Annotated in this window: 24 protein-coding genes and 1 riboswitch; of the genes, 15 read left to right on the top strand and 9 right to left on the bottom strand. The window is 65.9% G+C overall.

Annotated features, from left to right (window positions below; genetic code table 11):
* The first annotated feature begins 141 nt into the window (after positions 1–141).
* The 9 genes from ACEQXV_RS01770 (at position 142) to ACEQXV_RS01730 (ending at position 7,169) form a co-directional block, all read left to right on the top strand.
* Entirely contained in the window at positions 142–693 is a 552-nt protein-coding gene (locus ACEQXV_RS01770; protein WP_370252862.1) for an RNA polymerase sigma factor, read from the top strand.
* Complete coding sequence (locus ACEQXV_RS01765) at positions 690–1,316, top strand: hypothetical protein (protein ID WP_370267606.1); 627 nt, start codon at positions 690–692, stop codon at positions 1,314–1,316. Before ACEQXV_RS01770 ends, ACEQXV_RS01765 begins: the two co-directional genes overlap by 4 nt.
* A 25-nt stretch (positions 1,317–1,341) precedes the next feature.
* Complete coding sequence (locus ACEQXV_RS01760; RefSeq protein WP_370267605.1) at positions 1,342–2,613, top strand: S8 family serine peptidase; 1,272 nt, start codon at positions 1,342–1,344, stop codon at positions 2,611–2,613.
* A gap of 170 nt (positions 2,614–2,783) precedes the next feature.
* Positions 2,784–3,215 (top strand): hypothetical protein, encoded by a 432-nt coding sequence (locus tag ACEQXV_RS01755; protein WP_370267604.1) that lies wholly within the window; start codon positions 2,784–2,786, stop codon positions 3,213–3,215.
* A 153-nt stretch (positions 3,216–3,368) separates the two neighbouring features.
* Complete coding sequence (locus tag ACEQXV_RS01750) at positions 3,369–3,545, top strand: hypothetical protein (RefSeq protein WP_370267603.1); 177 nt, start codon at positions 3,369–3,371, stop codon at positions 3,543–3,545.
* A gap of 251 nt (positions 3,546–3,796) precedes the next feature.
* A complete protein-coding gene (locus ACEQXV_RS01745) occupies positions 3,797–3,979 on the top strand; it encodes a hypothetical protein (protein WP_370252872.1) in 183 nt (60 codons plus the stop codon).
* Between the two features lie 183 nt (positions 3,980–4,162).
* Entirely contained in the window at positions 4,163–5,206 is a 1,044-nt protein-coding gene (locus ACEQXV_RS01740; protein ID WP_370252874.1) for an AbrB family transcriptional regulator, read from the top strand.
* On the top strand, positions 5,203–6,402 hold the full coding sequence (locus ACEQXV_RS01735) for a CaiB/BaiF CoA transferase family protein (protein ID WP_370267601.1): 1,200 nt from the start codon (positions 5,203–5,205) through the stop codon (positions 6,400–6,402). The genes ACEQXV_RS01740 and ACEQXV_RS01735 overlap by 4 nt, the downstream gene beginning before the upstream one ends.
* Entirely contained in the window at positions 6,399–7,169 is a 771-nt protein-coding gene (locus ACEQXV_RS01730) for a citryl-CoA lyase (protein ID WP_370267600.1), read from the top strand. Before ACEQXV_RS01735 ends, ACEQXV_RS01730 begins: the two co-directional genes overlap by 4 nt.
* Before the next feature lie 167 nt (positions 7,170–7,336).
* On the opposite strand, the gene dtd is transcribed toward ACEQXV_RS01730, so the two are convergent.
* Positions 7,337–7,783: a D-aminoacyl-tRNA deacylase gene (gene dtd, locus ACEQXV_RS01725; protein WP_370252880.1), complete on the bottom strand. Its 447-nt coding sequence runs from the start codon at positions 7,781–7,783 to the stop codon at positions 7,337–7,339.
* A 134-nt stretch (positions 7,784–7,917) separates the two neighbouring features.
* Between dtd and ACEQXV_RS01720 the strand changes: the two genes are divergently transcribed.
* On the top strand, positions 7,918–8,334 hold the full coding sequence (locus ACEQXV_RS01720; RefSeq protein ID WP_370267599.1) for an Hsp20/alpha crystallin family protein: 417 nt from the start codon (positions 7,918–7,920) through the stop codon (positions 8,332–8,334).
* 69 nt (positions 8,335–8,403) lie between these two features.
* Here ACEQXV_RS01720 and ACEQXV_RS01715 read toward each other — a convergent pair whose 3' ends face one another.
* The 8 genes from ACEQXV_RS01715 to ACEQXV_RS01680 form a co-directional block, all read right to left on the bottom strand.
* On the bottom strand, positions 8,404–9,075 hold the full coding sequence (locus ACEQXV_RS01715; RefSeq protein ID WP_370267598.1) for a nitroreductase family protein: 672 nt from the start codon (positions 9,073–9,075) through the stop codon (positions 8,404–8,406).
* Entirely contained in the window at positions 9,072–10,232 is a 1,161-nt protein-coding gene (locus tag ACEQXV_RS01710; RefSeq protein WP_370252886.1) for a TFIIB-type zinc finger domain-containing protein, read from the bottom strand. The genes ACEQXV_RS01715 and ACEQXV_RS01710 overlap by 4 nt, the downstream gene beginning before the upstream one ends.
* A gap of 85 nt (positions 10,233–10,317) precedes the next feature.
* Entirely contained in the window at positions 10,318–10,797 is a 480-nt protein-coding gene (locus ACEQXV_RS01705) for a cytochrome b (protein ID WP_370252887.1), read from the bottom strand.
* Positions 10,798–10,863: 66 nt separating this feature from the next.
* Positions 10,864–11,991: an SPFH domain-containing protein gene (locus ACEQXV_RS01700; protein ID WP_370267596.1), complete on the bottom strand. Its 1,128-nt coding sequence runs from the start codon at positions 11,989–11,991 to the stop codon at positions 10,864–10,866.
* Between the two features lie 32 nt (positions 11,992–12,023).
* Positions 12,024–12,962, bottom strand: a complete 939-nt coding sequence (locus ACEQXV_RS01695) for a DUF2927 domain-containing protein (protein WP_370267595.1) — start codon at positions 12,960–12,962, stop codon at positions 12,024–12,026.
* Positions 12,963–12,985: 23 nt separating this feature from the next.
* On the bottom strand, positions 12,986–14,182 hold the full coding sequence (locus ACEQXV_RS01690) for a toxic anion resistance protein (RefSeq protein ID WP_370267594.1): 1,197 nt from the start codon (positions 14,180–14,182) through the stop codon (positions 12,986–12,988).
* 12 nt (positions 14,183–14,194) lie between these two features.
* Positions 14,195–15,097, bottom strand: coding sequence for a 5-bromo-4-chloroindolyl phosphate hydrolysis family protein (locus ACEQXV_RS01685; protein ID WP_370267592.1), 903 nt, complete (start codon positions 15,095–15,097; stop codon positions 14,195–14,197).
* Positions 15,098–15,244: 147 nt separating this feature from the next.
* Entirely contained in the window at positions 15,245–16,093 is an 849-nt protein-coding gene (locus tag ACEQXV_RS01680) for a TerC family protein (protein WP_370267591.1), read from the bottom strand.
* Positions 16,094–16,255: 162 nt separating this feature from the next.
* A riboswitch (SAM riboswitch) is annotated at positions 16,256–16,334 on the top strand.
* 76 nt (positions 16,335–16,410) lie between these two features.
* On the opposite strand from ACEQXV_RS01680, the gene metZ reads away from it, so the two are divergent.
* The 5 genes from metZ to ACEQXV_RS01655 all read left to right on the top strand — a co-directional run bounded on the left by metZ (position 16,411) and on the right by ACEQXV_RS01655 (position 20,523).
* Positions 16,411–17,616, top strand: coding sequence for an O-succinylhomoserine sulfhydrylase (gene metZ, locus ACEQXV_RS01675; RefSeq protein WP_370267590.1), 1,206 nt, complete (start codon positions 16,411–16,413; stop codon positions 17,614–17,616).
* Complete coding sequence (locus ACEQXV_RS01670; protein ID WP_370267588.1) at positions 17,613–18,110, top strand: GNAT family N-acetyltransferase; 498 nt, start codon at positions 17,613–17,615, stop codon at positions 18,108–18,110. Before metZ ends, ACEQXV_RS01670 begins: the two co-directional genes overlap by 4 nt.
* Positions 18,107–18,847 carry a glutamine amidotransferase gene (locus ACEQXV_RS01665; protein ID WP_370252362.1) on the top strand — a complete coding sequence of 247 codons (741 nt, stop codon included), beginning with the start codon at positions 18,107–18,109 and terminating at the stop codon, positions 18,845–18,847. The genes ACEQXV_RS01670 and ACEQXV_RS01665 overlap by 4 nt, the downstream gene beginning before the upstream one ends.
* 219 nt (positions 18,848–19,066) lie before the next feature.
* Positions 19,067–20,164 (top strand): GTP cyclohydrolase FolE2, encoded by a 1,098-nt coding sequence (gene folE2, locus ACEQXV_RS01660; protein WP_370252361.1) that lies wholly within the window; start codon positions 19,067–19,069, stop codon positions 20,162–20,164.
* Positions 20,165–20,277: 113 nt separating this feature from the next.
* The gene (locus tag ACEQXV_RS01655) at positions 20,278–20,523 is read left to right on the top strand and encodes a hypothetical protein (RefSeq protein WP_370252359.1); all 246 of its coding nucleotides are present in this window, start codon (positions 20,278–20,280) and stop codon (positions 20,521–20,523) included.
* The last annotated feature ends 21 nt before the right edge of the window (positions 20,524–20,544 follow it).

The following is a 20,544-nucleotide window of genomic DNA, read 5'->3' as shown; positions in this document are numbered from 1 at the left end:
CGCGAATATGGCGGCGCTGACGCCATTCTGGGCATTCCGCAGTGGAACTTCACGAAAGTCGGGGAAACCTGACCTAACGGAGACTTGGCGGGGCAAGTCAAACCGGGTAAGTCTTGCTCAACAGGCAGGACGGGCCTTTTCATGAGCGCAGACCACAGGTTCCTGATCGAGCAGATCGCGCAGGGCGACAAGCAAGCCTTGGCGGCGCTTTACCGTGCGCTCGAACGACCCGTCTACAAATTTATCGTCTCCAGATTGAACGATCCCCACGAGGCAGGCGACATACTCCATGACGTGTTCATGGAAGTCTGGCGTTCCGCCGGCCGCTTTGAAGGGAGATCGAAAGTGCAGACGTGGATTTTCGGCATAGCCTACAGAAAGAGCATCGACTCGATGCGCAAACGCGGCCGCATGGACCTGACCGATGAAACACCGGACATGGCAGATGACGGCCCCGATCAGGAGACCTGCCTTGCAGCCGGCCAGGAGGCCGAGCATGTGAGGCACTGCCTGGAGACGCTGAAGGACGATCACCGCTCGGCGATCACCCTGGCGTTCTACCAGGACATGACCTACGGCGAGATCGCCGAGGTCGCGGGGGTGCCCGAGGGCACGGTCAAGACCCGCATCTTCCATGCCAAGAAACTGTTGATGCGCTGCCTGTCGGGCCGCGTGGAAAGGGGCATGGCATGACCAACGAGCATATTCACGAACTCCTGGCTTTCCGGGCCAATGGCACCCTCGAAGGCGAGGACCTGGCCACGGTCGAGGCCGCGCTGGACGCGGATGCCGACCTGCGCGCCGAACTGGCCGCGCTGACGGCCATCCGCTCCACGATGCAGGCCGAAGAGGTGCAAAGCCCCGGCGATTTCGGGCTGGCCCGGCTGATGCGCGATGTCGAGGCCGAGCGCAGCGCCGCCCCGGCCCCCGCCGCCGCCAATGACAACGTGGTGCCGCTGATGCGCCTGCGCATCTGGCAGGTCGCCGCCGCCGTGGTGCTGGCCGTGGGGATCGGGTTCAACCTGCCCCAGTTCGGCCCCGCCACCGCGCCGATGGACAGCGCCGAAGCGCCGATGGCCGCGCCCACCGGCTTCACGCTGGCCAGCGGCGATACGGCCCAGGCCGATTTCACCGTCTCCTTCGCCCCTGACGCCACCGAGGCCGAGATCCGCGGCCTGCTGCTGGATGCGGGGCTTGAAATCGTGTCCGGTCCCTCGGCGCTTGGCCTCTACGGCCTTGCCGCGATGGATGACGCGGCAACCGATGCCGCATTTGAAATGCTGTCCGGTTCGGCTATTGTCGAGGACGTTCAATAAAGTCGATTACCGAAGGCCACTTGCCATGCTCCGCGCCCTGCAGATTGTTGTCGCCCTTGTCGTTGTGCTGATGCAGGCGCCCGCTGCCGTGGCGCAGATCACGGATCCGAGCGATCCGAACTACCCGGGCACGATTTGCAGCATCCAGTGCGACTTTGCCAATGGCTACGATCCGCATCACGACGACGGGCCGAACATGGAGGAACCGAACCGCAACCCGGGGCCACGCTTCGTGACGCGTGGCTTTTTCGGGCGTCCGGAACTGATCATTTCCGGCCCGGTGTCGGAATTCCCGGCGGCACGTGCTGCGCTCGAAGCAATCGGTGCGCAGCTGCTGCGCTACCGCAATCTGCCGATCCTTGGCGTGCGCTTCGCCGTGTTCGACCTGCGCGGGGCCGACCACCTGGCCCGCGCAGAGCTGGCACTGCTGGATGCGGCCCCCAATACCGTCATCGGCCTGCATCACATCTACGATCTCGCGCAGGCCCGCCCGCGCATCTACGCCGCCGAGATGATCGGCGATGCCGCCCCGGGCGCCTGCCCGCTGGGGCGCAACCTTGCTATCGGGTTGATTGATGGGCCGGTCGACGCCAGTCACCCGGCGCTAGCCGGTGCAACGGTGGTGTCGCGCGATTTCCTGCAGGATGGGGAACGCCCGCCCTCCGGCACGCATGGAACCGCCGTGGCGGCCCTGCTGGTGGGCCAGGACCCCGAAGGCGCGCTGGGCGGCTTTGCCCCCGGTGCCCGGCTCTATGCGGCCTCGGCCTTCACCAATGGCAGCGGTGATCCCGGCGCGGATGTCGAGCGGATTGCCACCGCCATTGAATGGCTGCTGCAACAGGATGTGCGGCTGATCAACATGTCCTTCGCGGGGCCGGCCAACCCGGTTCTGGAGGCAGTGCTGAGCAGCGCCGAGGATCGCGGGGCGATCATGGTGGCCGCTGCCGGCAATGACGGGCGCGAACGGGCGGTCTATCCGGCAGCCCATGCAGACGTAATTGCCGTGACCGCCGTCGATGCCGCCTTCCGCCGCTACCGGGCGGCCAATTTCGGCACCCATATTGAATTTGCCGCCCCCGGCGTGGATCTCTACGTCGCCACGCGCCGTGGCGGCAACTATGCCTCGGGCACGTCCTACGCGGCCCCGATCGTGACCGCGCTGGCGGCCCGGCTGGGTGCGGGCGGAGGGCTCTCGGTCGAAAGGGTGCGAGAGCTTCTGCGCGGCTCTGCCGTCGATCTCGGCCCCGATGGGTTCGATGCCGAGTTCGGCTGGGGCCTGGTGCGCGGCGGCTGCTGAACGCTCATTTGCCCCCAATTTCCCTTGAAAGCCCCGGCGCTGACATCCTGCCGGGGCTTTTTTCGCCCCGCCTATAGGTCAACCCCCTGACGGGGCGAAAAAAAGTTTGAACCGGGCCCTTGCGCCGCACGACTGACATTCGTGGGGGTTCTGATAATCAAGGAACCATTATGTTCAGCAAGCTTTCTTCCGCGGCAATTCTGGCCGCTTCCGTTTTCGCCATGACCCAATCCGCCGCAGCCAGCGGCGCCGTCGAAGCCCGCCTTGCCTGCCAGGCCCAGATGCAGAGCTCGTGCCAGGCGGCCTCGTCCTATCCCGATGCCTGCACCGTTGCAGGTTTCGACGCCTGCGGCGCGGTCAACAGCCAGGCCGATCTCGATGCCCTGTTGCAGAACGGCCGCCTTGTGCTGGTGCGCGGGAGTAATGGCGCCGAGCCGCGCTACCGGTTCGAAATGGCTGGAATGGGCCCCCAGTCCCATGGCTCCAGCGCCGATGACAATGACGACCGCCCCGTGGCGGACCGGCCCTCCTTCACCCCGCCCGAAGGTTTCGGGCGTGGCTTCGACCTGCTCGATCCGTCGGATTTCGGCATTCGTCCCTGAGCCGCAGTCGACGGTTCCACACAGAAACCGGTCCCCCTGGGGCCGGTTTTTTCCTGCGTGCGGGATTTCTTTGAACCGTCGCGGGGGCCGGAACGACCCATGATTACCAAGGCGGATTTGCCGCCCAACGCCATAGCCCCGAGGACACCTGCCATGACCCGCTTCTTCTTCGCTACCGCCCCGGCTGCCACCACCGCCCCGAAAGGCAGCCATCATGCCCGCGTGCGCAGCACGGTCGCGGCGGCCCGAAGCGACGTGATGTGCGACGTGGCCCGTTCCGCCCCCACCCGCGCCCGGCTGACCAATTTCCGCCGCGCGGTCCTCGCCTGACCCGATCGGCGCCCGCGGCCGCCGTGACCCGCCGCTCTTGTCTCCCTGTCCACCGGTCGACCTCGTCCCACGTCACCGGCCCCTCATCCGGCCCCTCGCGGGCCGGTTTTTTTGTCCGCTTCAGGGTCAGGATCGGCAGCGGCGACGCGGGCAGCAAAAAGATGAAAAAACTTTGAACCCCGGCGAGCGCCCACGCGACCCATTCTCGTACCGCGTCGTTAGACGCTGAAAGGTGAGGAGCACAGATCGACATGTCCCGTTTGATCCGGTCCACGTTGGCGTTCGCGACGTTCAGCCTGACCAATGCCTCCTCTTCGTTTGCCTTGGATTTCTGGCAACCTCAGTCCGTCTGTTATGGCCAGACGGTCGGTGGCGATGACGAAACACTTTTTCATTACGACAGCCGCTCTTTTTCCGTCCAACAGGCTGTTTAAACGGTTCCGGCCCCGTCCCCCCTATCCCGTCCAGGGGTCTGAACCTCGATGCCCGGTCCTGGCCAAGGTCCGGGCATCAACCATTTCAGGGGCCCGTCAAGCGCTCTCGCTGGCCGTTGCGCAGCGCGCAACGCGCGTCGCGGGCCCTTTGCGCCCGTGCATCACAGACGTAACACTCGGGCCATGAAACCCGTCCTGCCTCCTGATCCGGCCACGGTCCTGAGCACCCTCGCGCTTGGCGCGGCGGGGGCGGGCGTGGCCTATGGGTTGGGGGTGCCTGCGCCCTTCCTGACCGGTCCGGCGGCGCTGGTGTCGGCGGCCAGCGTGACGGGGCTGGTGACGCGGGTGCCGCTGGCCCTGCGAGACGGTTGCTTCCTCGTTATTGGCCTGTCGATGGGCACCGGCATCAACCCCGAGGTCCTGGCCGCCGCCGCAAGCTGGCCGGCGAGCCTGGTGGCGCTGGCACTGGCGCTGCTGGTGATCTTCCTTGGCGGGGCTGGTGCGCTGCGCCGCTGGATCGGCTTCGACCTTGTGACCGCGCGGCTGGCCGCCGCACCGGGGCATCTGAGTTACGTGCTGTCGCTTTCGACCGAGACCCGCGCCGATATCGCGACCGTGTCGGTGGTGCAGACGCTGCGGGTGCTGACGCTGACGCTTCTGGTGCCGCTGGTGGTGGCGCTCATGACCGACGCGGACCTGACCATGACTGCGCGGCCGGGCGCGCCGATGGCGCTGTGGCACCTGGTGGGGCTGACCCTTCTGGCCGCCGGGACCGGGGCAGTTCTGAAACGGCGCAACGTGCCTGCGGCCTTCCTCCTGGGGGGCATGCTGGTGTCTTCGGTCAGCCACGGAACCGGCGTCACGCCTGGCATCGTGCCGGACTGGGCGGCGATCCCCAGCTTCACCATCATGGGCACGCTGATCGGCACGCGGTTTTCCGGCGTGACGGCGGGGATGATCGCACGCGCCCTGGGCGCCGCCCTGATCCTGAGCGCGCTGGCTTTGCTGGCCACCGTCGCGGCGGCGCTGGCGATGCATGCGGTTCTGATCCTGCCGATGACCACGCTGCTCATCGCCTATGCCCCCGGCGGGCTGGAAACGATGGCAGCGATTTCGGTGATGCTGGAGGCCGATCCGGCCTTCGTGGCCTTCCACCACGCCTTTCGGCTGTTCCTGCTGACCTTCCTTGTTCCCGCCTTCCTGCCCAGAACGGAGCCCGAGACATGACCGCCCCCAAGCCCCTTGCCGGTATCCGTGTGCTGGACCTGACCAATGTACTGGCCGGCCCCTTCGCCTGTCACCAACTGGCCCACCTGGGGGCCGAGGTGATCAAGGTCGAGGCATCGGGGCGGGGCGACCTCGCGCGGCAACTGGGGGCCGATCCGGACCTGAACCGGGCCAATATGGGCGTGTCCTTCCTGGCGCAGAACGCGGGCAAGAAATCGGTCACGCTGAACCTCAAGCACCCGCGCGGCAAGGAGATCCTGAAGGCGCTGGTGAAGACGGCGGATGTGCTGGTGGAAAATTTCCGCCCCGGCGTGATGGACCGGCTAGAACTGGGGCCCGAGGTGTTGCGCGCCGAAAATCCCCGGCTGATCTATTGCGCGATCTCGGGCTTCGGGCAGGACGGGCCATGGGTCGACCGGCCCGCCTATGACCAGATCGTGCAGGGCGTGTCTGGGGTAATGTCGATCACCGGCGACGCGGCCAGCGCCCCCCTGCGGGTGGGCTATCCGATTGCCGACACGATCGGCGGGCTGACGGCGGCGATGGCCATTGCCTCGGCGCTGAATGCGCCCGAGCGCGGCTGCGTCATCGACGTGTCGATGCTGGAAGCGGTGCTGGCCACGATGGGATGGGCGGTGTCGAATTACCTGATCGCGGGGGTGGCGCCGGGCGCCCATGGCAACGAGAACACCACCTCGGCCCCCTCGGGCGCGTTCCGCTGCAAGGGGGGGCTCGTGAACATCGCCGCCAACAAGGACGAGCAGTGGGACGCGCTCGCGCGCCACCTGGGGCTGGAGGCGCTGCTGGGCGATCCCGATTACGCCACGCGCGAGGACCGCAAGCGCAACCGCTACGCGCTGCGCGCGCTGATCGAGGCGCGGCTGGAGGGCAAACCGGCGCGGGACTGGGCGCGGGAACTCAATGCGCTTGGCGTGCCCGCAGGCGCGGTCATGAGCGTGCCCGAAGCGCTGGCCCATCCCCAGGTGGCGGATCGCGGCCTGTTGGCGGAGTTCGAGGAGGTGCCGGGGGTGGATCGCCCGGTCAAGGTGCTGCGCCCCGGGGTGAAACTGGACGGGGCGGCCCCGGCGGTGGCGGACCCGCCACCCGTGCTCGGGGCCGATGCCGCAGAAATCTATGGTGCGGTCGGACTGGATGACACCGCGATCGCGCGGCTGAGAGAGGAAGGCGTGATATGAGCGACGTTTCAGACTGGTGGCGCACGGCGATCATCGACATGGAGCCGGGACGCATCGCGATCCGGGGGCACGAGATCCAGGACCTGATCGGGCAGGTGAGCTTCCCGCAGATGATCTGGCTGATGCTGCGGGGCGATCTGCCCACTGAAGGACAAGCGCGATTGCTGGAGGCGGCGCTTGTTTCGGCCGTGGACCACGGTCCGCAGGCGCCCTCGATTGCCGCCGGGCGCATGGCGGTCACCTGCGGGCTGCCCCTCAACGGGGCGCTGGCCAGTGCCGTCAACATGCTGGATGACGTGCATGGCGGCGCAGGCGAACAGGCGGTGGAGCTTTACACTCGCATCGACGCGGCGGGGCTCGCGGCCTTGCCCGATGTCGTGGCGGCCTGGCGCGCGGAACGGGGGAAATACGTGCCGGGCTTTGGCCACCGCTTTCACAACCCCGTGGACCCACGTGCGCCCGCGCTGATGGGCGAGGTGGCCAAGGCCGCAGGGTCGGGCGTCTGCGACGGGCGCTTTGCCGCGATCGGACAGGCGGTGGAGGCGCATCTGGGCGCGTTGCGCGGCGGGGCGGTGCCGATGACCATCGATGGGGCCACGGCGGTCATCTACGCCGAACTGGGTTTCGCGCCACCGCTCGCGCGGGGGCTATTCCTGCTGTCACGCTCGGTGGGCATTCTCGCCCATGCCTGGGAGCAGATGGGCCAGGGTGGCCGCAACAAGGGGCCGACGCCGCCGCAGTACCGCTGGACCTACACCGGGGGCTGAGTGGCGGGGGAGCGGCCCTCCTCAGACCCCCTTCGGGAGCCTTCGTCGGTCCGCGTTGCCACGGACAGGCGGAGCCGGCGTCGCATCACGTCGTGGGTTGTGCGGGTTGCCCGGGCGGGATGCCTCCGGCGGGGGTATTTGGGACAAAGAAGAAGTGGCAGGCCGCGTCAGCCGGCCTCTGTGTCGATCCAGATCGTGACGGGCCCGTCATTGACGAGCGAGACCTTCATGTCTGCCCCGAAGCGCCCGGTTTCGGTTGCGATGCCCAGGGCGGCCAGTTCCCTGGCGAAATGGGTGTAGAGGCGCTCGCCCTCGGCCGGGGGCGCGGCAGTGGAGAAGCCGGGTCGGTTGCCGCGCGACGTGTCGGCGGCGAGCGTAAACTGGCTGACCACGAGGGCGGAGCCGCCGATGTCGAGGATCGACCGGTTCATCTTGCCTGCGTCGTCCTGGAAGATGCGCAGCCTGGAAATCTTGCCCGCCAGCGCGTCGGCCTGGGCCTCGGCATCGCCCTGCATGGCGCAGACCAGGACCAGAAGCCCGGGGCCGGTCTGGCCGATGACCTGGCCATCGACGCGGACCGCAGCCTCGCTGACACGTTGGATGAGGGCACGCATGGGGGATCTCCTTTCGTTGACAGGCGCGACAGTGCGGAAATCTTGACGCAAATCAAGGCGAATCCGGGCGCGTGGACAGAAGATGAGGCCCCTGTCGGGGGGATGCCCCCGAGGGCTGAGAAAGGAGAAGCGCAATGGTTGAGACAACGCATACATCGGGCGGATGGCCGTCGGTCTTCGAGCCTTTCCGCACCATGGGCCGACAGGTTGCCGACTGGTTTGCCCCGGCTTCCGAGGCATCGGTCGATGCGGCAAGCTACCGGGTGGTGCTGGAGCTTCCCGGCGTCGAGGACAAGGATATCGAGGTAAGCGTGCATGACGGCGTGCTGACCGTGAAGGGTGAGAAGACATCCAGCCGCGAGAAAACGGGCGAGACCTGGTATTTCAGCGAGCGGCAATACGGGGCCTTCTCGCGCAGCTTCCGCCTGCCGCCCGATGCGGATGCGGGCAAGGTGGGGGCGGACCTGAAGGATGGGGTCCTGACGATCACGGTGGCCAAGAGCGCGCCGGAGGCCCCCGCGGCGCGCAAGATCGCCGTGAAGAAGGGATAGGGCCGGGCGCGGGGCCCGGGATCCGGCGCGGATCCCGTCAAAATTCCGTGTGGGAATTTTGGCTGCGCCCTAGCCCTGCCAACGCAGGACCTCACCCATCTCTGCGCGCTCGGTGCGGAAGCTGTTGGCGGGATGCGCCTCATCGGCGCGTCCCAAGCTGACGACGCAGACGACCGTGCGTTCCTGGGGCAACTCGAAGAAGCGGTGCAGGAAGGGCGCGTGGCTGGCCAGTGCGGCCTGCGGGATCGTGGCGACCCCGCGCGCGGCGGCGGCCAGCGTCAGCGCGCTGAGGAAGCCGCCGCAATCGACGAGACCATAGGGGCCAAGCTCGGCCGCGCTGGTCAGGACCGCCACATGCGGAGCCCCGAAAAAGCGGAAATTCTCCATCATCTGCCGGTGCGAGCCGTCGCGGTCGCCCTTTTCAACCCCAACCGCATCGTAGAGCTGCCAGCCGCAGGTCGACCGGCGCGCCTTGTAGATGCCGCTATAGCGCTCGGGGAAGGGGATGTCGGGGGTGTGGCTGGCGCGGGTCATTTCCTGGGCCAGTTCGCTGCGCAGGCGATCGGTCTCGGGCGCGCTCGTCACCACCAGCTGCCAGGGCTGGGCGTTGCACCAGCTTGGCACTTTCCGGGCCTCGGCCACGATCTCTTCGATGAGGGCCATGGGCAGCGGGTCGGGTCGGAAGGCGCGGCAGGAATAGCGCGCCGCAAGGATCCGCGAGAGGGCCTCGGCGTCGCTCATTTCTGGGCCATCGAGTAGAGATAGGCCGCGCCTGCCGCCAGCGCGAGACCGATGATGACGGCGATGGCGATCTTGACCGCCGACCAGGGCCGTTCGCCCTGCACCCGGCCGGTCTGGCCGTTCACGACGAAGCGATAGCTCTTGCCCTTGTAGCGATAGGCCGCCATCCACACCGGCAGCAGAACATGCTTGAAAGTGATCTCGGACACGTTGGTGTTGACATGGCTGATGCGCTGGCGGTCGCCGCCGATATCGGCATTGATGTCGCGGCGGATCTGCGCGTCCATCACCTCGCGCGCCTCGTCAAAACCTTCCTCGACATCGACGGTGTAGCCCTCAGCCCGGAACCCCGCCAGGTAATGCGGCTGGTAGGGTTGCAGCGCGCCCAGGTCCCAGGGCGCCAGCCCGTCGGTGTAACGCTTGGGCAAAGAGCGCGAGCCCAGGATCAGGATGTCGTCGAAGAAGCGGGCCACGCGGCCCGAGACATTGGTCCAGCGGATGCGCTGTTCGCGCACGGTGGTAGGCTTGCCGTCGCGGGTCACGGTGCGGGTGACGTAATAGACCGTGCCGCGCTGGCCCTGGTAGGTCGAGCGCGTCTGCGCGTCATAGGTCCAGTAGGGCACGTAAATCCCGTCGAGCCGGCGGCCCTGGCGGGCGTATTCCTTAAGACCGCTCGGCGCGAACCACAGCCGCCCCAGCCAGTCGGTCATCGCCTTGTGCGCGGCGCGTTCTTCCAGCTGGAAGGGCAATACGCCCTTGGGCTTGATATGGCGATGCGTGCCGGTGTCGGTCACCACGGGCGTGGCGCAGAAGGGGCATTCGGTGGAATGGATATCGGAACTGACTTCGACTTGCGCGCCGCAATTGGGGCAGGCCGTGACGCGCGTTTCTTCCATCTCGGCGGCATCGAGCCCCGAGCGCAGCGCCGCTTCGAAATCCATCTCGCGGATCTCGGGCAGGTCGACGTCCTCGTAATCCTTCTCGTTGCCGCAATGGTCGCAGATGAGCTTGCCCGCCTCGGGGTCGAAGCGGAAATCGGCGCCGCACTGGTCGCAGGGGAAACGGTGCTCCTCGCTGGCGGCGGGGGGCGGTGTTTCGGGCCGGTCCGGGTCGGGGCTGGACCCGGATCCGGGCGGGGCAGGGGGCAAATCGCTCATGTTGGTCTGAAATCGCTTGGGAATCCTTGCCCCATCTTCCGACGCGGCAAGGCGGTTTTCAAGCGCAATGGGCGGCCCGGGGCGATCAGGCCCCCGGGCGCGTCATCCGCGTCATGGTTCCATCCTTCAGCAGCAGCTGGTGAACAATGGCCACGACCGCGTGCCCAAGGGCCACGATCATCAGCGCATTGCCCAGAAGCTCATGCCCTTCGCCAAGCGCCTCGATCCCGCCGAACCAGGTGACCGCCCCTCCGATCGGGGTCAGCACCATCAGTGCGTAGAGCAGCCGGTGCCCCCAATGCGCGGCGGCGGCGGCAAGGGGAGAGGACCCGGGCACCGGGCCCGGTGCGCCTTGGCGATGGCGCACCACGATGCGGATCAGGACCAGGACAAAGACCGCAAGGCCAAGGATGGCATGCGGGTTGGGTGAAAGGATTCCGGTTTCCAGGCGGGTTTCGAAGGCTTGCTCCATCGCGTCATGGGTGACCCAGGCGGCGACGATCAGCAGGGCGATGAGCCAGTGAAGAGCGATCTGGAGGCGGGAATAACCGGAGCTTTGTGACATGAGATGTCCCTCTGAAATGAAAACGTCCGGCCCTTTCACGGGGCCGGACGGGAATTCCGTCGCGCCTTACACGCCCGGGGGCGGTGGCGGCGGCATGACGGTAAAGAGCTGTGCCAGTTCGGCCACGTCCTCGGCCTTCTTCCAGCCGTCCTGCCCCTGGGTCCAGACATAGGTTTCGCGCTTCAGCTCGCCCGCCGAGGCCATGCGGCCGAGGTCAGCCTTGGAGAAGGGGCCCTTGGTCTGGCCGTTTTCGGCGGTGTGCCAGACATGTTCCACCGGCGGCGGCGGCGGAACGGCGGCCGCTTGCGGTTGCGCCTGCGCGGCGCCCCAGGGACCGGGGTTCATCGCGTTGGCCATCTGGTTGGCCATGGCCATGCCCATGCCGAGCCCCATGCCAGCGGCGGCTTCTCCCCCACCGGGGTTCGAAGCGGCGGCGGTCATCGCTTCGGCCGCCGAGAACTGGGTATACTTGTTCAGATCGCCCACGACGCCCATCGAGGTGCGCTTGTCGAGCGCGGCTTCCACTGCGGGCGGCAGGCTGATGTTCTCGATGTAAAGCTCGGGCAGCTCCAGCCCATACTGGTCGATGGTGGCCGAAATGCGCTCGGCCATGATCTGGCCCAGGTCGTGGGTATTGCCCGCCATGTCCAGCACCGGGATGCCCGAGCCGCCGATCACGCGGGAAAACTCCTGCACGATGATGTTGCGGATCTGCGAGGTGACCTCGTCGGTGGTGAATTCGCCATCGGTGCCCACGATCTCGGTCATGAAGCGGCCTGCGTCCTTCACCTTGACGGTATAGGTGCCATAGGCGCGGATGCGGGTCGGCCCGAATTCCGGGTCGCGCAGCATGATCGGGTTCTTGGTGCCCCACTTGAGGTCGGTGAAGCGGTTGGTCGAGACGAAGTAGATTTCGGACTTGAAGGGCGACTGGAAGCCGTGGGACCAGTGCTGAAGGCTGGTCATGATCGGCATGTTGTTGGTTTCGAGCATGTAGAGGCCGGGGGTGAACACGTCGGCCAGCTGGCCCTCGTGGATGAACACCGCGGTCTGGCCCTCACGCACCGTCAGCTTGGCGCCGTACTTGATCTCGTGGCCATGGCGTTCGAAGCGCCAGACCATCGTGTCGCGGGTGTCGTCGGTCCAGTGGATGACATCAATGAACTGGCCGGAGAGGAAATCGAAAATGGACATGTGGTCCTCCTTTGAAAATCAGACCGCTGCGGTCAGCTTGGCCCACCGAGCAGCCCGTCTGCAAGCACTTGCAGCGTCGGACGGGCCTCGTCGGGGGTCATGCCGGGGCGGAGCCGGGAATCGTAGAGCATGCGCAGCAGCATCTCGTCATGGGTGGTCAGCAGGGCGAACTCTTCGTCGTCGTTGAAGATCGAGGGGCGCGCCACCGGGCTGTCATTGGGCAGGCCAAGCCCCTGGGCCACTTCCTCGTGCACGCAGGAGCGGCGCAGAAGGTCGGGATGCTCGGTGCGCACGAAGGCGATGGCCGAGACATAGACATTCGGGGCGTCGGCATTGGAAATCGAGTAGACCGCGCAGAACTCGTGCCGGGGCAGGCTGGTGATCTCGCGGATCGTGCCCTCGGAAATATTGGGCATGATCCGGCGCAGCAGGGGGCCTGCGGCGCGCTGCTCGTCCCGGTTGAGATAGAGCACGTGGAAATTGCCACCCGAGCCCACGGCGCGGATGGAATGCCCGGTCGCGCCCGACAGCCGGTCGGCATAGCGCGCCAGTTCCGCCCGATCCCTGTCCCGCGTGTCCTCTGGCACCGACGCGCCGAAATGCGCTTGCAAGCGCACGGGGCGTTCCCACCGGCGCAGCGTCGCGGGCGTCTGCTGCGCCACGAAGCGCCCGCCCGACAGGGTGTATTCGTTGTAAAGCGCGATGCGCTCGAAATTGGCCACCAGGTTGCGCGCGATGATCGGCGTGTCGGGCCCGCCGCCATCGGTGCGCAGGAGCCCCTGGGTCAAAAGCCGCTGCTGCACGCCTGCGTAGTAGCGCGCATAGGCCAGGCTCTCGGCAGATGGCTCGACCGAAGGCGGCGCCACGACAGGCCCGCCGCCGCCCGTGGACGGGGGCGGAGAAACCTGTTCGCAGGCCGACAGGGCCGCCAGGGCGGCCACTGCCAGGGATGCGATGTGGGCCTTGCGCATGGGCGCGCGTGCCTCCTGTCCTGTCAGCCTTGCGGCGGCACCGCGGTGCCCACGTTGTCGCCAACCCCGTCGCGGCGCGCCGTGGCCGAAGCCAGCGTGTCGCGCAGCTCGTGTTCCATCTTGATCATCTCCGCCTCGGCCTCGGCGCGGCGGCGCTTGCCTTCGTCGGCGATCGCAAGGCTTTCCTCGATGGTGGCGATGAGATCGGCATTGGCCTGCTTTACGGCTTCGATGTCGAAGACACCACGTTCCATTTCCTCGCGCACCATCTTGTTGGATTCGCGCAGGTTTGCGGCATTCGACTTGAGCAGTTCATTGGTCAGGTCATTGGCCTCGCGCACCGCCTGCGCGGCCTGCGTCGAGCGCTGGATGGTCAGCGCCTGCGCCAGTTGGGTTTCCCACAGTGGCACGGTGTTGACGAGGGTGGAGTTGATCTTGGTGACCAGCGACTTGTCGTTTTCCTGCACCAGCCGGATCGAGGGCAGTGACTGCATCGTCACCTGCCGGGTGAGCTTGAGGTCATGGACCCGGCGTTCCAGGTCGTCGCGCGCAGCGCGCAGGTCGCGCAGTTCCTGCGCCTTCATCACCTGCTCGTTTTCCGGCGCAGCGGCCACCTCGGCCTCTTTCGCCGGGATGGTTTCCTCGTCCAGCTCCTTCAGCTTCTCTTCGCCTGCCGCGATGTAAAGCGCCAGTTCGTCGTAGAAGTTCAGGGTCTTGTCATACAGCTGATCGAGCGACTTGATGTCCTTCATCAGCGTGTGTTCATGAGCCAGCAGTTCGTCGGTAATCCGGTCGATCTGGCCCTGCACATCCTCGTAGCGCGCGATGAAGTCATGCACCGGCTTGGCTTTGCGGAAGAGCCGCTCCCACCAGCTGCGCTTGCGGCCCGGATCAAGCTCGTCGACGGAAAAGCCCCGGATCGTGCCCACGATTTCGCGCAAGGAGTTGCCCGCCGGGCCCACATCCTTGTTCTTCACACCATCGAGCATGGCCTGGCTGATCGTCTGCAATTCGGCCTGTGCGTTCGAGCCGAAGGTGACGATGGAATTGGTGTCGGTCATGTCGAGTTCGGCCATCCGGGTGCGGATTTCCTCGGCCGTGGGGGCCGAAGCCTCGGCCAGCGGCACAAGCTCGGTCGACGGCTCGGGCAGCACGACGGCATTGATTTCATCGACCAGCTGCGCGGCGGCTTCGGCCTGTTGACGGATCGTATCGCTCATGGGTGATGGTCCTTATGTCTCAATATGCAGATTATCACGGTTCAGCCGGTCGCGAAGCACCTCGATCTCGACATCGAGATCGCTGCGGTCTGTCACCAGAAGGCGCTTGGTGCGAGCGGCGAAATTGGTTTCAAGGTCGTCCAGAAGGGCGACGTAATCGGTGCGCACGGCCGGGTCGCGGTCGCGCGCGTAAAGATCGGCGAACTTGACCGTCGCGTCGCGGGCTCCCTTGAGATAGACGGTCAGGTACTTGCGGGCCTGGGTCAGGTCGCGCGGGTCTTCCTCGACGGTGCGGAACATCTCGCGTGCGGTGGCCTGAAAGCTTTCGACGCGGGTTTCCAGCTGCCGGTCGCCCGCCCTCAGGATGGCATCCGACATTGCCGACAGCATGGCCTCGGCCTCTTCGATCTTGCGCGCCACGCGGTCGGTCTGGAAATGGTCGACACCCTCCAGCCCCTTGTCGCGCAAAGGGTCGATCCCGAAGGCGAAGGCGTGAAGCGCTGCCGCCAGCACGCCCACGAGGCTCGCGTTCAACACCGTCCACTGGCCGCCGAAGATCAGCAGGCCCACGCCTACCCCGGTCAGCACCGAGGAAAAGATCTTGCGCGGGATCGCCGGGCGGCGGGCCACCTTGCGTTCGTTATATGCGTCCTCGGCCCGAACCCCGTCGCGCAGAAGCCACGCCGCCAGCAACAGAACGGCCCCCCCCGCGATATCGGTGATCATCTCGGTGACAGGCTGGAAAAAGACCGTGGCCATCACCAGCAGCGGCAGGATGAAAAGGATGTTGATGCGCGCGCCGTAGCGCGCGGGCGCGCGGCCCCGAAAGCTGGCCTCGACCGTGGGGGCCTCGGGGGCTGTCACCTCGGTGCTGGCCGGGTCCGGGCTGAACTTTCCGCCATATCTCTTGCCCATCTCAGACCGCCCCGAAACCACCGAAGATGGCCATCACGATAATGACCACGAGCGCAACGAAGGCGACTCCCTGCAAACCATTGGAACTCATGCACAACCCCTTTCGACAGCAAGAGGATAAGCACGCCGGGGCGCAAAAACCAGATGTCAGTGACGGGAATCGTGCACCGGGACGGTTTCCGCCTGCGCGCCGCGCGCGCGCTCGGCGTCCAGCTTGCGCTTGTAGCCGGTTTGCAGGAATTCCACGGCAAAGAGCACGACGACCGCGAAGTAGAAAGTGGTCTTGGACATCGGGATCAGCGCGTAGCCGAAGATGTGGATGGCCATGGCCGGATCGTGGGTGGCATGTTCGGCAGCCACACCCGCCTCGCCAAGCAGCACGACGCCCACGATCAGCAGGATGAAGAGACCCAGAACCTCGTACATCCGGTTCTTTTCGATGAAGGCGGTCACGCCGTCTGCCAGCAACAGCATCGCCCCACCCGAAATCAGGATCGCGGCGGCGAGAACCGGGAACACATCGGTGATGGCCAGTGCAGACAGGACCGAGTCGAAGCTGAAGATCAGGTTCATCAGTACGATCAGCGTCACCACCTGAACGGCGGATTTTCCGGACTTTTCAGCCCCTTCATGGTCGAAATCATGCATCGACAGAAGGTGTCCGATTTCCTTGACGGCCGTGTACATGATGAAGACGCCCCCGAAGACGAACACGCAGGTCGCGAAGTTCACCCCGCCTTCCAGCACCCCGGTCCAGTCGAAGACGAAGAAGGGTTCGGACAGCCGCTCGATCAGCTGGATCATGGTAAAGAGCAGCACGACCCGCAGCGCCACGGCGATGATGATGCCCCAGAAACGCACCGATTTCTGTTGGGCCGCGGGTGCGCGCTGGCTCTCGATCGAGATGGAGAGAAGGTTGTCGAAGCCCAGGACCGCCTGCAAAAAGCACAGCATGACGAGGTTGCCGAGGTTCTCGATGGTAAAAAGGTCTGCCATGTGAAATCGCCTTGATCTGTCATCCTTGACCGGGCCTCAGCCCGGATCGTCGGGGATGTGCATAATCGGTCCGGGTCGGGCTTGTCACGCCTTTCGCAACGCCACCTGCGCCGGCCCGGCGATGTCGAAAGCCCTTGCCAGCCGGGCCGGGCTGGCGTATCGGGTGCCCATCGTGGCGATTTGTTCACCGGATTGCGGGCCACGTTAAACAAGCCGCTAAAGAGGTCGAGCAGCGCCAGTATCGGCTCTTGCCCCCGACCGTTGACCGGTTCGGGGTTTTTTCTTGCCCCGGGCCACCAGGAGACGAGAGAGACAGAATGAGTTTGGGCCCCAAACAGCTTCCCGCCGACGCCAAGCCCCGCACCCGCGCCGTTCATGGCGGCACCCGCCGCAGCCAGTACGGAGAGGTGAGCGAGGCGATCTTCCTCACCCAGGGCTTCGTCTACGAGACCGCCGAGCAGGCCGAGGCGCGGTTCATCGAATCCGGCGATGACGAGTTCATCTATGCCCGCTACGGCAACCCCACCGTGCGCATGTTCGAGGAACGCATCGCGGCGCTGGAGGGCACAGAAGACGCCTTCGCCACCGCCAGCGGCATGGCCGCCGTGAATGGCGCGCTGACCTCCATGCTGCGCGCGGGCGATCACGTCGTCTCGGCACGCGCGCTCTTCGGGTCCTGCCTCTACATCCTCGAAGAGGTGCTGACCCGCTACGGAGTCGAGGTCACCTTCGTCGATGGGACCGATCTGGACCAGTGGCGCGCGGCGATCCGGCCCGACACCAAGGCCGTCTTCTTCGAGTCGATGTCGACCCCGACGCTGGAAGTGATCGACATCCGCGCGGTCAGCGATCTCGCCCATGCCGTGGGCGCGCTTGTCGTGGTCGATAACGTCTTTGCCACGCCGGTTCTGCAACGCTCGGGCGATCTGGGTGCCGATGTCATCGTCTATTCCGCAACCAAGCATATCGACGGGCAGGGGCGCTGCCTGGGCGGCGTCATCTGCGGCACCCGCCAGTTCATCCGCAAGGTGGTGGAGCCTTACATGAAGCACACCGGCGGATCGCTTTCGCCCTTCAATGCCTGGGTCATGCTGAAGTCGCTGGAAACGATGGACCTGCGCGTGCGCGCCCAGGCCCACAGCGCGCTGAAGGTGGCCACCGCGCTGCAAGGCCAGCCCGGGCTGGCCCGCGTCATCCACCCGTTCCTGTCCGATCACCCGCAACACGGGCTGGCCCGTGCCCAGATGGAGGCCGGCGGCACGATGGTCGCGCTGGAGCTTGAAGGCGGCAAGGCCGCCGCGTTCAAGCTGCTCAATGCCCTTCGGATCATCGTGATTTCCAACAATCTCGGCGATGCCAAGTCGATCATCACCCATCCTGCAACCACGACGCACCAACGCCTGACGCCGGAGCAGCGCGCAGGCCTTGGCATCTCCGACGGTCTCTTGCGGCTGTCCATCGGGCTGGAAGATGCAGATGATCTCATCGCGGACCTGGGCCAGGCGCTGGCCGCTGCGCGATGAGCGAGATCACGATCCGCCGCTTCCGGGCAGGCGAGGGCGATCTGCTGGGGCAGGTCCTCCACCGTGCGGTGCACGAGGGCACGGTTGGGGCCTATGATGAAGCGCAACGTGTGGCCTGGAGCCCTGCGCCCCTGCGGGGGCCGGACTGGGACGCGCGGCTGACCAGGACCGTGACGCTGGTGGCCTGGGCGGGCAGGGACCCCGCCGGGTTCATGACGCTACTGCCCGGAACAGGCTATCTCGACCTCGCCTATGTTTCGCCCGACTGGCAGGGGCAGGGGGTCGCGGCGATGCTCTGTGGCCTTTTGGAACGCTGCGCCCTGCGGCAGGGGCTCGACCGGCTCAGCACCGATGCCAGTGTGCTTGCCCGCCGGTTCTTCCTGAAACAGGGCTGGCAGGACGGTCCAAGGCAGGACGTCACGCGCCACGGCGTGACCTTGCACAATTACCGCATGGCGAAGGACCTGAAACCTGCGTTAGAACGGGCAGCATGAAACCCTTTCTGATCCTGCAACTGCGCCCCGAGGACGAGGCCGCCGACGAGGAATTCAACAGCTTCCTCGCCAAGGGCGGGCTGTCGCCGGACGAGGTGCATCGCATCCGGCTCGACCAGCGTGACCTTCCCGGCGGTCTGGTGCTGGCTGATTATTCGGGCGTCATCGTTGGGGGCGGGCCCGGCTGCGTGTCGGACGCGCCCGAGGACAAGACCCCGCAGGAAGCCAAGATCGAGGCGGAAATCCTCGGCCTGATGCCACGCATCACCGAGGGCGACGTGCCCTTCATGGGCTGCTGTTACGGGCTTGGCATCCTGGCCCATCACCTGGGCGGCGAGGTCAGCAAGGCGCGCTATGGCGAGGCCATCGGCGGGGTGGATTGCACCTTGTCTGACGAAGGCGCTGCCGATCCGCTGTTCGACGGGTTGCCCCGGACCTTCCGCGCCCTGGTGGGCCACAAGGAGGCTGTGCAGGCCCTGCCCCCCGGCGCGGTGCATCTTGCGGCGGCCGAAAGCTGCCCCTTCCAGATGATCCGCTACGGGCAGAACGTCTACGCCACCCAGTTCCACCCCGAGGCGGACGGGCAAAGCTTTGCCACCCGGATCCGCATTTACAGCGGCAAGGGCTATTTCCACCCCGACGAGGCCGACAGCCTGACCGCCGCCTGCCTTGCCGAAGAGATCACCGTGCCCGAACGGGTGCTGCGCAACTTCGTCAGCCGCTACCGCGCGGGCTGAGCGGGGGGCAAATCCCGTGGACGGGATTTGTCAATTTTCTTTGCAAGAAAATTGCAACCGCCCGTGAGGGCCGCCCGGAAAGACGCAGCCGGGCGCAATCGTGCCGTTTTGAAATGATCCGTCTGACGCCCGCCTGCGTATCTGATATGTTGGAACAACTTGGAAAGCGGGTGGGGCTGGCCCATATTGGCAGTCTCGACCCCCGGGGAAGGCAGCGACATGAACCTGCGCATCAAGGATAACGGCATCGCGCCGGACAGCGAGGAAGCGGCACAGGCGCTCAAGGTGCTGAAGGCCTGGGCGCGCTCGGCCTCCGAAGCGGAGCTTGCCGCGCTCGACCCCGAGGCCCGCCGCCTGCTGCGCAATACGCCAGATTACCCGGTCTTTCGCCGCGACTACCCGCATGATTTCACCGCCGATGCCGATTACAAGGCGGGCCTGCCCGACCTTCAGAACGGCCCCGCGTCGCTGATCAAGGGGCAAAAGCGGGTGATCCAGCACGTTGGCATTTCCAATTTCCGTCTGCCCATCCGCTACCACACCCGCGACAATGGCGACCTCACGCTCGAAACCTCGGTCACCGGCACGGTGAGCCTGGAGGCCGAGAAGAAGGGCATCAACATGTCGCGCATCATGCGCAGCTTCTACCAGCATGCCGAACGCACCTTCAGCTTCGAGGTGATGGAGGCCGCGCTCGATGCCTACAAGTCCGACCTCGAAAGCTTCGACGCGCGCATCCAGATGCGTTTTTCCTTCCCCATGAAGATCGAAAGCCTGCGCTCGGGCCTGTCGGGCTACCAGTATTACGACATCGCGCTTGAATTGATCGAGCAGGGTGGCACCCGCCGCAAGATCATGCATCTCGACTATGTCTACAGTTCGACCTGCCCCTGTTCGCTGGAGCTGAGCGAGCACGCCCGCGAAACGCGGGGCCAGCTGGCCACGCCGCATTCGCAGCGCTCGGTCGCGCGCATCTCGGTCGAACTGGCCGAAGGCGGTGCCTGCCTGTGGTTCGAGGACCTGGTGGAACTGGCCCGCAAGGCGGTGCCCACGGAGACCCAGGTGATGGTCAAGCGCGAGGACGAGCAGGCCTTTGCAGAACTCAACGCCGCCAACCCGATCTTCGTGGAAGACGCCGCGCGGCTCTTTGCGCAGGCCCTGCATGACGAGCCACGAGTGGGTGATTTCCGCGTCGTGGCCAGCCACCAGGAAAGCCTGCACAGCCACGATGCCGTCAGCGTGCTGACCGAGGGCGAGACCTTCGCGGCGCAGAGCCTTGATCCCAAGCTCTTCCAGACGCTCTTCCACGTGGGCTGAGCCCTGCGCCCCGTGCAAGGCGGGGCTTCCAGATCGGCATTTGGCTTATAGGTCAGCAGGGTCTACCTTTTTCGGCAAGGGAGGAAGCCAACCTTCTACCGAAAGGACAGCACATGGCTTCTGTTGAGTTTTCGCACGCACCTGCCGGCCTCTTTTCCGGCCTCTTTTCCGCCCTGCGCGCCGGTCTGGCCCGGATCGGATCCAGCTTTGCTCGTGGCATGACCGCCTATACCGTGGCCCGGTCGCGCATGGGCGAGATCGAGCGCCTGGAGGCGAAATCCGATGCCGAACTGGCCGAGATGGGGCTGATGCGCGACGATATCTATCGCCACGTCTTCCGCGACATCCTCTATATCTGAGACCGGCTTGACCGGGTGCGC

The organism is Nioella sp. (assembly GCF_964229645.1).
Taxonomy (GTDB): domain Bacteria; phylum Pseudomonadota; class Alphaproteobacteria; order Rhodobacterales; family Rhodobacteraceae; genus Nioella.
Note: the sequence above shows the minus strand (reverse complement) of the source record. Positions and strands in the feature narration are given on the sequence as shown.

What these genes read in the sequence shown, in the direction of transcription:
- ACEQXV_RS01770 (WP_370252862.1), top strand. Translation starts at nt 142, where the DNA reads ATGAGCGCAGACCACAGGTTCCTGATCGAGCAGATCGCGCAGGGCGAC.
- ACEQXV_RS01745 (WP_370252872.1), top strand. Translation starts at nt 3,797, where the DNA reads ATGTCCCGTTTGATCCGGTCCACGTTGGCGTTCGCGACGTTCAGCCTG.
- ACEQXV_RS01765 (WP_370267606.1), top strand. Translation starts at nt 690, where the DNA reads ATGACCAACGAGCATATTCACGAACTCCTGGCTTTCCGGGCCAATGGC.
- ACEQXV_RS01735 (WP_370267601.1), top strand. Translation starts at nt 5,203, where the DNA reads ATGACCGCCCCCAAGCCCCTTGCCGGTATCCGTGTGCTGGACCTGACC.
- metZ (WP_370267590.1), top strand. Translation starts at nt 16,411, where the DNA reads ATGAGTTTGGGCCCCAAACAGCTTCCCGCCGACGCCAAGCCCCGCACC.
- ACEQXV_RS01750 (WP_370267603.1), top strand. Translation starts at nt 3,369, where the DNA reads ATGACCCGCTTCTTCTTCGCTACCGCCCCGGCTGCCACCACCGCCCCG.
- ACEQXV_RS01700 (WP_370267596.1), bottom strand. Translation starts at nt 11,991, where the DNA reads ATGTCCATTTTCGATTTCCTCTCCGGCCAGTTCATTGATGTCATCCAC.
- ACEQXV_RS01680 (WP_370267591.1), bottom strand. Translation starts at nt 16,093, where the DNA reads ATGGCAGACCTTTTTACCATCGAGAACCTCGGCAACCTCGTCATGCTG.
- ACEQXV_RS01695 (WP_370267595.1), bottom strand. Translation starts at nt 12,962, where the DNA reads ATGCGCAAGGCCCACATCGCATCCCTGGCAGTGGCCGCCCTGGCGGCC.
- ACEQXV_RS01665 (WP_370252362.1), top strand. Translation starts at nt 18,107, where the DNA reads ATGAAACCCTTTCTGATCCTGCAACTGCGCCCCGAGGACGAGGCCGCC.
- ACEQXV_RS01685 (WP_370267592.1), bottom strand. Translation starts at nt 15,097, where the DNA reads ATGGGCAAGAGATATGGCGGAAAGTTCAGCCCGGACCCGGCCAGCACC.
- ACEQXV_RS01720 (WP_370267599.1), top strand. Translation starts at nt 7,918, where the DNA reads ATGGTTGAGACAACGCATACATCGGGCGGATGGCCGTCGGTCTTCGAG.
- ACEQXV_RS01655 (WP_370252359.1), top strand. Translation starts at nt 20,278, where the DNA reads ATGGCTTCTGTTGAGTTTTCGCACGCACCTGCCGGCCTCTTTTCCGGC.
- ACEQXV_RS01760 (WP_370267605.1), top strand. Translation starts at nt 1,342, where the DNA reads ATGCTCCGCGCCCTGCAGATTGTTGTCGCCCTTGTCGTTGTGCTGATG.
- ACEQXV_RS01710 (WP_370252886.1), bottom strand. Translation starts at nt 10,232, where the DNA reads ATGAGCGATTTGCCCCCTGCCCCGCCCGGATCCGGGTCCAGCCCCGAC.
- ACEQXV_RS01715 (WP_370267598.1), bottom strand. Translation starts at nt 9,075, where the DNA reads ATGAGCGACGCCGAGGCCCTCTCGCGGATCCTTGCGGCGCGCTATTCC.
- ACEQXV_RS01670 (WP_370267588.1), top strand. Translation starts at nt 17,613, where the DNA reads ATGAGCGAGATCACGATCCGCCGCTTCCGGGCAGGCGAGGGCGATCTG.
- dtd (WP_370252880.1), bottom strand. Translation starts at nt 7,783, where the DNA reads ATGCGTGCCCTCATCCAACGTGTCAGCGAGGCTGCGGTCCGCGTCGAT.
- ACEQXV_RS01690 (WP_370267594.1), bottom strand. Translation starts at nt 14,182, where the DNA reads ATGAGCGATACGATCCGTCAACAGGCCGAAGCCGCCGCGCAGCTGGTC.
- ACEQXV_RS01755 (WP_370267604.1), top strand. Translation starts at nt 2,784, where the DNA reads ATGTTCAGCAAGCTTTCTTCCGCGGCAATTCTGGCCGCTTCCGTTTTC.
- ACEQXV_RS01705 (WP_370252887.1), bottom strand. Translation starts at nt 10,797, where the DNA reads ATGTCACAAAGCTCCGGTTATTCCCGCCTCCAGATCGCTCTTCACTGG.
- ACEQXV_RS01730 (WP_370267600.1), top strand. Translation starts at nt 6,399, where the DNA reads ATGAGCGACGTTTCAGACTGGTGGCGCACGGCGATCATCGACATGGAG.
- folE2 (WP_370252361.1), top strand. Translation starts at nt 19,067, where the DNA reads ATGAACCTGCGCATCAAGGATAACGGCATCGCGCCGGACAGCGAGGAA.
- ACEQXV_RS01740 (WP_370252874.1), top strand. Translation starts at nt 4,163, where the DNA reads ATGAAACCCGTCCTGCCTCCTGATCCGGCCACGGTCCTGAGCACCCTC.